Origin of the sequence: Vasconcelosia minhoensis LEGE 07310, assembly GCF_015207255.1 — a bacterium.
Lineage (GTDB): Bacteria > Cyanobacteriota > Cyanobacteriia > Phormidesmidales > Phormidesmidaceae > Vasconcelosia > Vasconcelosia minhoensis.
The window spans coordinates 25105-33154 of the sequence record NZ_JADEXG010000058.1 but is presented as its reverse complement, the minus strand read 5'-3'; the positions used below and the strand labels follow the sequence as shown (position 1 = coordinate 33154).

General features: G+C 57.9%; 7 protein-coding genes. 2 read left to right on the top strand and 5 right to left on the bottom strand.

Annotation, left to right across the window (positions count from 1 at the left end):
* Positions 1–31: 31 nt before the first annotated feature.
* The 4 genes from IQ241_RS19845 to IQ241_RS19830 form a co-directional block, all read right to left on the bottom strand.
* On the bottom strand, positions 32–655 hold the full coding sequence (locus IQ241_RS19845; RefSeq protein ID WP_193910562.1) for a helix-turn-helix transcriptional regulator: 624 nt from the start codon (positions 653–655) through the stop codon (positions 32–34).
* Positions 656–924: 269 nt separating this feature from the next.
* Positions 925–3609 carry a CHAT domain-containing protein gene (locus IQ241_RS19840; protein WP_322743717.1) on the bottom strand — a complete coding sequence of 895 codons (2685 nt, stop codon included), beginning with the start codon at positions 3607–3609 and terminating at the stop codon, positions 925–927.
* A gap of 196 nt (positions 3610–3805) precedes the next feature.
* Positions 3806–3940, bottom strand: coding sequence for an AzlD domain-containing protein (locus tag IQ241_RS19835; protein WP_322743716.1), 135 nt, complete (start codon positions 3938–3940; stop codon positions 3806–3808).
* Positions 3930–4304 (bottom strand): AzlC family ABC transporter permease, encoded by a 375-nt coding sequence (locus tag IQ241_RS19830; protein ID WP_322743715.1) that lies wholly within the window; start codon positions 4302–4304, stop codon positions 3930–3932. Before IQ241_RS19830 ends, IQ241_RS19835 begins: the two co-directional genes overlap by 11 nt.
* A gap of 292 nt (positions 4305–4596) precedes the next feature.
* Here IQ241_RS19830 and IQ241_RS19825 point away from each other — a divergent pair, with 292 nt between their 5' ends.
* The gene (locus IQ241_RS19825; protein WP_228021879.1) at positions 4597–5997 is read left to right on the top strand and encodes an MFS transporter; all 1401 of its coding nucleotides are present in this window, start codon (positions 4597–4599) and stop codon (positions 5995–5997) included.
* Positions 5998–6090: 93 nt separating this feature from the next.
* On the opposite strand, the gene IQ241_RS19820 is transcribed toward IQ241_RS19825, so the two are convergent.
* The gene (locus IQ241_RS19820) at positions 6091–7134 is read right to left on the bottom strand and encodes an NAD(P)/FAD-dependent oxidoreductase (RefSeq protein WP_193910557.1); all 1044 of its coding nucleotides are present in this window, start codon (positions 7132–7134) and stop codon (positions 6091–6093) included.
* 68 nt (positions 7135–7202) lie between these two features.
* On the opposite strand from IQ241_RS19820, the gene IQ241_RS19815 reads away from it, so the two are divergent.
* A complete protein-coding gene (locus IQ241_RS19815; RefSeq protein ID WP_193910555.1) occupies positions 7203–8048 on the top strand; it encodes a YaaW family protein in 846 nt (281 codons plus the stop codon).
* Positions 8049–8050: the final 2 nt, after the last annotated feature.

Below are 8050 nucleotides of genomic sequence, written 5' to 3'. Positions count from 1 at the left end.
GAGTGGGGGAGTGATGGGGTAAGGGAATATTCTAGCCCATCACCCCATCACCCCAAACGGCTTGCGATCGCTTCGCGTTCACATTCGTCACATGCTTCTTCACCGTATCAATCGAAATATGCAGCCTGGCGGCAATTTGCCGGTAGGTCAAGTGGGACTGCCGGAGCTGCCAGACTTCGGTTTCGCGCGGAGTAAAGCCGTAGCGTTGGGCTTCACTGCGAGCAGTGCAGGCGGCGGAGCGCTGGCAGTCTTCTAGCGTAATGATGAAGCAGGGAGTGGCGTAAGTTGCCGGATCGAGCCATTGGACGCGAACGCGAATGTCTCGCTCGGATACGTCGCTGAGCTTTTCTTCTAAAATTAGGCTGCCGTCGGGATCGGCGCTGAGGCGAGTTTGTAGCGTCCGACAGATGTTCCAGACTCGCTGGGGCAAGGCTCTAACCGGCTGGCAGCGGTCGTTGAACTGCTGCATTAGCCGACTGGCGCAGCGATTTTTATGCAGAATGTCGCCCGCTGCACTGAGAATGAGCAGGCCATCGGGAAAGTTTTCGATCGCGGCATAGAGGAGTGCCAGGGGCAGTCGCTGGACTCGACCAGGGCTGGAAGAGCAATTTGAAGACTCTGAGACCGAAGGTGCTATAGCTTGGGTAGAGGTCATCTTTTGGGCTTGTAAGGGATGTTGACTTATCATCTGAGCTAGACATTTTTACGGGCCGAACGGCGGCTACATCATGAGCTACTGTCTAAAACCCGGAGCATGAGTTCCATGCTCAGAACATCAGCCGCCCGCTAAGAGAATCCCAAGATCGGTTGGTCTGCTCACAAACCGTCATGAAACTATTAAAGTTGATTAAAGCTTCTTCAAATTCAGCCGCTGATTACCGGAATGCGCCATGAGCACCAGAGGCTGGCCCTTAGCGCTAACGATTATGGCGACTCAAACGGATTTTCTGCGGGCAGATAGGGGGCCAGCTGGGTTTCTGCGGCGCGCCAGTCATCGATCGCGGGCTCCAGCCACAGCCAGTTATTGCCGAGTTCCTGGGGCTGAAACGCCAGTGGGGCTTCGGTAAATACTTTCAAATAGCTCTCTACTGCCTCCTCGTAGAGGGCGGCCCGTTCCTCAGCTTCAAACTCAATCTCAGCCAGCTTAAGGTTGGCCATGGCCAGCCCCGCATAGGCGTTGAGGATGTACTGGGACGGGCGGGGGCCGAACAGGGCAACGCTTTCGGTGGCAGGGCGCTGCTCAGCTAGGCGAATGGCCTGCTGCCAAGATTCAGCAGCCCGATCGAAATCGTTAACCGCGTACTGCGCGAAACCCAGCGCCGTCCAAATTTCCATCCAGTCCGATTCGGCTCTGATGGCGGTCTGCCAGGAGCGCAGCGCGTCCGCTGGGCTATATTCTCTAACCCCCTGCTTCACTAAGGTCCACTGCGCCCGCCCGGTCAAAAATGCCAAAATCGGATCTGCTTTCTGCTCGGGCGTTGCCGACATAAGCATAGTCAGGGCAGCAGCGGGCTGATTCTGGCGAATGAGCGTATTAACCGCGATCGCGGCCGCATCTAAATCGTTATTGATCAGGGAAAGCTGTACCTGGCCCAGCGCTTCTTGGGTACTGGGGGCGGTGATGCCATCGAGTAAAGCCTGCGTTTCAGCCGTCGGTCGGTCAGCCCGGTTGAGCACAGCAGTCAATCCTACCGCAGCTAGGGCCGTTGCTACGGCGACGGCACCGATGGTCATCAGCGCCAGCCGACGGCGTCTAGGCTGCACAGACCCACCAAGCACGGCACGTAGGGGAGTAGGCCGCGCTGTTCCAGCCGGTCGATCGGTTGCCTCAGCGGCTGCAAATGCCGTTGTCGTCTTGTCAACGGTCGTATGGTCCGCGGCAGCAGGCGTAGGACTTTCTTCAGAGACTGGCTCTTCAAACAGCGGATCGTAGAGCTCCTGCTCGGAGAGGTCGAGGGCTTCAGGTAGCAGCAGCTCGTCCGGCTGGACTGGCATCATTTCTTCAGCCGGAACCGACTGCGATAGCTGCTGGATGATTTCGCTGAGATGATCCGTTCCCTCGGCCTGAGCGCCAAAATTGGGGAGCCTTGGCTCTGGTCCAGACTGTTCTAACCGTTTGACTAAGTTGTTGATATCGGCCTCATCCAGAAAGTCCAGTTCCGGTACTGGCGGCTCGATGGATTCTGCATCAAGCCTTTCTATAGTTTCTAGGGACTCTAGCGCCTCTAGCTCTGTAGCCATGTCCATGGCTTGATCCAGTTCGTCCGCAGCAGTCGGCGGCTCCGAGGTCTCATCTACGACTAGAGGCAGTAGATGAGACCTCGCTCCTTCCCAGTGAGGCTCCGAATCGGCAAAAATGGCTGCAAACGGATCGGCCCAGGATTCCCTCTGGCTGCCGGCCCGATTGGCGAGATAGCCATCAAACGAGGGCTGCATATAGAGGATCGGCAGCGCCCAGTAAAATTGATCAGATCCGTAGGCCGAAATCAGCCCTTGGCGCGTCCGGTTGAGGCTCAAATCAATCGGATATCTCTGCTTTAAATTGCGATAGAGTAACCGGGTAAATGCGATCGCGACGCCATCGGGAATCCGCTCAGCCATGGCAATGACGCTAGGCACCCCGCGACCGAGCAGAGCCTGGGCCAGGTTTTGCTCTTGCCAGCCCGGCTCCGATGCCTGCGAGCTGCTGTAGGCTCCACGACAGGAGTTGAATACCGCCAGCTTAATACCGTTGTTGACTAGCAGACCGGCCAAGTCTTCGCCGCTAAGCCGCTCGGTCAGACCGGTCTGACGGCTGACTAAAAACAGGTCACCACCGGTGTCTCCGAGGTTGCTATGCCCGGCGTAATGTAGAACTTGGTAGTCTTCCTGCTCCAGCGCCTGGGTCAGTTCGGCCCGCCCAGGCTGCTCTAGCAGCGTCAGTCGGACGTCAAGTGGCTGCTGAAGCCGGCTGCCGTTACTGCCCTCTGGGCCGGAGCGAAAATGACCCATCGGCGTCAGCTCTGTCTGGAGCTGATGCACTTCTTGCAAAAGCTCTAACCGCGCCTGGTCTTCTGGTGAAGCCACGACCATCAGAATCCGCAGCGGTTGGCTAAAGTCAGGCACCAGCAGGGTGGCCGACTGCCGACCCTGGAGCAGGTCGGTATCGTAGCGTGAGAAGGCGACATCGGTACCAGTGGCTAGGGGGCGATCGCCGGACCGCAAGATTTCCCAAGGAAGCCGCTGAAGAAAAGCATCTTTAATTCCCAACCGCAGCCGCAGCAGGTTCTGCCGATTTTGCGCGACGCCCTGGGCCGCCAGCCAGCTATCGCGTAGCAATCCTTGAAAGAGGCTATTGTATAGCTCTTGCCCTAAGGCAAAAAGGGAACCCTCTGCTGTACCGGCTCGCAGCGGCGCTGCGCCGGTTGGCTGAGACTGCCGCAGGCTTTGCCCTTGAAGCAGCCCCAACAGTGGGTCATGCATTAGCCGCTGGCTTTGCTCCAGCCACTGACGGACCGGCCAGTAAACCTGTTCTTCGGCTATCGGCACCCCCGACGCAACATTCTCAGTACGGACCAAATACCGATCGTCGCCCACAGCGGTGATAGAAATATCAAATTCTTGAATCACGCTGGCTTCACACCCCTGACTGGCCTCTGACTGGCTCCTAGCTGGTAAATTGGCAATCCCAAAACTGCGATTCTAATGTCCAGAATGCCCTTACTCTAGAATCTATGCGGCAAAAGCAAACATAGCGGCCTACCTTTTAGAGTAGATCACCACCTTGCTAACTGTCTGCTTCTCACTTAATTACAGTTTAAAATTGCTACATTCCGACCAAAATCTGGTATGCCAGAAATAGGCCCATGCCAGCGACGATGGTTACCAGCAGATTTTTTTGCCAAAAGGCGATCGCCACCGTCGCGATCGCGCCCACTAGCCGCGCATTTTCATAGCTCACCCAGAGCTGGTCGGCGGGGAACAGCACCGCTGGCACGACGATTGCCGTTTAGGGCTTTCCACGGGGATGACAGATGCCGTACGTGGGGTACGAGGCTGGCTGAGTAGAGCAGGTGTCGTAGGTTCACCACAAATGTAGTCAGTACAATCAGCGGTACCGCCGTCCCAGCGGCGACCAGCCCCAGGGCGACGAACTGAGCTGAACCGGCAAAGACAACGGCCGAAAACGCGATCGCGCTCCAAGCCGAAAGGCCGCTGCTCTGGGCCAAGGTGCCAAAGATGATGCCAAATGGGGCCGCCCCGATCACCAGTGGCATGACAGCCCGGGTCCCGGCTAGCGATTCGGTTAGGCGAGGATTTTGCACAGGGAAACGTATCGCGACGACTCTTCCAGAATAGAGAGGGCAGGTTGCAATGGCTTGGATGTTTTTGCAAATAGCGAGACGCTGCTGAGCAAGGATAAGACCTGGGGCATATTTATGAAGTAGGATGAAGCAATTTTGCAAAACCTGATTTAAAGTAGCAATCGAAGCTTAAAAGTTCACAGGTGTTAACAGGCGTTTAGTTTTCCAGGCCGGTTGCTCCCGCTGTCCCAATGTTCCGCTCTTTTTGCCTATGAGGCCTAGTGCCGGAGCATTTTGTCAAATGAGGTGAAGGATGACTTCTAGCCAGCTCGAAGCCAGCTCCCAAATCGCCTCTGACCCATCCCTGTCGTCTGGCCCTGAGAAGCTGACCAAGCAGCAGGTTCGCACCAGTCTGCAAGCATCCACGCTAGACGGTGTTTTCTCAGCGGTTTTTGAGAACGTTATCCGCGGCGTCCTGATCAGTAATTTCTTGATTGGGATTGGCGCCGGCGCGGCTGAGATTGGCCTACTTACCTCCATTCCACTCCTGACTTACCTGCTCCAGCCGCTAGGGGCCTATCTGTCGGAAAAATCAGCCAGCCGCCATCACTACTGCCTCTGGGTCTACGGCCTGTCGCGGGTACTGTGGCTTGGGCTAATGGCAGGAATTTTTCTGGTCAGCCAGCGGCACCTCGACCCCCACTGGCTAATTCTGGCCACCATTATTTGCCTAGCGCTGTGCTATATCCTGGACTCTCTGGGAAATGCCGCCTGGATGAGCTGGATGGCAGTCATCGTTCCCAATCAGCTGCGGGGGCGATATTTTAGCCTGCGCAAAAGCCTTTCGAGTTTGACCGCGCTGCTAGTCCTGCCCCTTGGGGGTTGGCTGGTCGCGGCCTGGCCCCGCGGAGAGCTAGAGGGCTATGGGGTGGCCTTAGCGATCGCGGTCGCTGCGGGGATGGTCAGCATGGCTTTTCAGTTTTTAATGGCCGACGTCAATCCTCAGACTGACGCAGAGTCAGCGGCGGCTGTCGCAACTGAGCGAGCCTCGCCGCCGGCCCAGCGGTTCTGGCAGGATCGAAATTTTCTCGTCCTGCTGCTCTTTCTTGCCGCTTGGACCTTTGGCATCAATCTCAGCACGCCCTTTGTCAATTTCTACCTGCTCGATAAGCTCAGCCTGGATGTGCGCTGGGTGACGTTCTATAGCGGCATCTCGGCGGCGGCGTTTCTGCTGATGATTATGCTCTGGGGTCGCTGGGCCGATCGGGTCGGCAACCGTCCAGTGCTGCTGCTCAACTGTATGCTGACCGCGATCGTACCGCTGCTGTGGCTATGCACTAGCAGCCAGCCGCTTTCAGTCTGGCTCTGGCTGCCGCTGCTGCACGTGCTTCAAGGGGCAACCTTTGCCGCTTTGGAGCTGTGCCTGATGAATATTCAGATGGAGCTAGCTCCCGTCGGTCGGCAGTCGGCCTATTTCGCCATCGCAGCGGCAGTCATCGGCATCAGCGGCGCCCTCAGCACGACCTTAGGCGGCTTCTTGGCGGAGCTGCCGGGCTTCGGCCTGCCAGCCCTGTTTGCCCTGTCAGCTGTCCTCCGCAGCTTAGGTATTCTGCCGCTATTTTTTGTGCAGGAAAGCCGCAGCCGGTCTATCCGAAAAATGCTGGGCAGCTATCTTCCCATTCGGCTCCGCCTAGCTAAAGTCAGCGGGCAATAAGCGCCGCTCGGTCGCCTTAAAAGGCATTGTTCGAGCACGGTTTCATCCATCTAAAATGCCTGACTTGGCCAGTCGCTCTGGATTCGGACCGGCTCAAATTCTCGATGAGATCACCGCCTGGGCTGCCATCCCAGAACTAAAGGCCGCATCGATGCTCGCGATCGCGCTAGGGCTACGACACCAGTCACCGCAGCACACGAGCGGAACATCGGTCCTGACGCAGTCGCCGGGATAGGCTTGGGTGACATAGGCATAGCGCCAGCGGTGAATTTGAAACCAGTCGGGCTCAGCAATCCAGGGTAGCAGCTTGCGGCCCGCGGCCCGCAGTAGGACTGAGGCCGCGGGCTGAAGGTCGCGGGCGTCTAGGTAGCGATCAGCGAAGCCGGGTTTGCTTTGAATCACGATTGTTGGGTAGGGGGCGGCGTGACGTTTGCTGCTGTCTAGCCCAATCCAGGTGATGGAGGTGCCTGAGTTGTCGGTTACCATCCAGCCTTCAGACGGTGCGCTGGGGGTGAGCGGTCCCATCTCCCGACCGCGCTCGGCCGGATAGCCGGCCATCAGGGTCAGCCGGGTTTCGTACTCAACCGCTTCGACTAGCTGAACCTGCCGCTGGGGCAGGTCAATCGACTTCAGCAAAGGAACGGCCTGGGGGCCTGGAATGGCAACCACGACGGCCTTAGCTGTGACCGACTCAGCGGCTGGATTGATGCCTTTGTAGGTGATTCGCCAGCCGGTATCAGTGCGTTCCAGAGCGGTAACGCGCTGCTGAAACTGGATTTCTAGATTAGCGGCCAGGTGTTTCGCGATCGCGCTCATTCCTTCGGGGGCGACGCAAACTGGCGCTGCTGTGACCTCGACCAGCTGCTCGGGCTGGGGGATTTCGAAGGCGGTGACCGCCCAGGGCGCGAGCACGTTCGCCGCCAGCAGTTCCTCGGTGAGGGGCTGAAGAGCTGGTGTTTTTGGGTTCCAGTAGCGTAGACCGTGGTCTACCCGAGTGCCCTTCACCCGCCGGGTAGCCATCCGACCGCCGACCCCACGAGATTTATCCAGTACACAAACTCGATAGCCTACGGCCCTCAGCTCGCGGGCACAGACTAGCCCCGCCAGGCCTGCTCCAATCACGATTACATCCCACATGGTGCGCTTCACCTTCCAATATTTATATGTAGAATAAGGGGACAGAAAGCAAAGCGGTGAGGCCAGCTGTGGACGAACTCAGAACCGGATTGGAATTAGCGACCGCCGAAGAGCTACAGGCCATGACGGAAATTCTCTTTCGACCCCGGTTCAACCCGCTTGACTACGTGGCTACGCCGAGCCCGCTGGATGTGCAAAGCTGCGATCGCACCCAGCAAATTGACCTTTTAGACCAGCGTTTTCGCTTTTTGGCGGCCGATGGATTTACCGTGCTGCGGGGGCAGACTCAGCAAGTCTCCTATCGTCAGGCTCTGATTGGCATTTGTCAGCATCTCAAGACGCCCTATCCCGATAGCCTATCGACGTCCGACCTGGAAGCTGAGCTCTTTCTGACCCTGCTTGAAAAAGCTTGGGCAAGGATGTCTGGAGCCGAGCGCAAACAGCTCCAGGGGGAGCTGCAAAATTCCCTGGCTGAGAATGAGCAGTTTCAGCAGCTGCCCCTGTCGGTCCAGCAAGATCCCCTGGGACTGCTGGTTAAGGGCAGCAGCGCTCTGGCCCTGAGTTCCGTGGTGCGTCCCTGGCTGCTCCAGCAGATTGCCCGTCAGTTTGCCCTCCATTTTGCCCGCTATCAGGTCGCGAAACAGGTCTTGGTTAAAGGCGGCCTTGGGGCAGCAGCGCAGATTCAAACCCGGATGGCAGCGCAGATGGCCTCGCGCGGCATGGCGATGAACGCGGCGCGCTACGGGGCGATGCGCGGCCTGCTGGCCGGTCTGGGACCGGCGCTGTGGACCTGGTTTTTAGTCGATTTGGGCTGGCGGACGATTGCGACTAACCACGGCCGGGTCATTCCAGTCGTCTATGCCCTGGCGCAAATTCGTCTCACCCGTGGCGCGGCCTGCTGGGAAATGGCCTAGGG

Coding starts and splice junctions, on each gene's coding strand:
- IQ241_RS19845 (WP_193910562.1), bottom strand. CDS start 655: ATGACCTCTACCCAAGCTATAGCACCTTCGGTCTCAGAGTCTTCAAAT.
- IQ241_RS19825 (WP_228021879.1), top strand. CDS start 4,597: ATGACTTCTAGCCAGCTCGAAGCCAGCTCCCAAATCGCCTCTGACCCA.
- IQ241_RS19820 (WP_193910557.1), bottom strand. CDS start 7,134: ATGTGGGATGTAATCGTGATTGGAGCAGGCCTGGCGGGGCTAGTCTGT.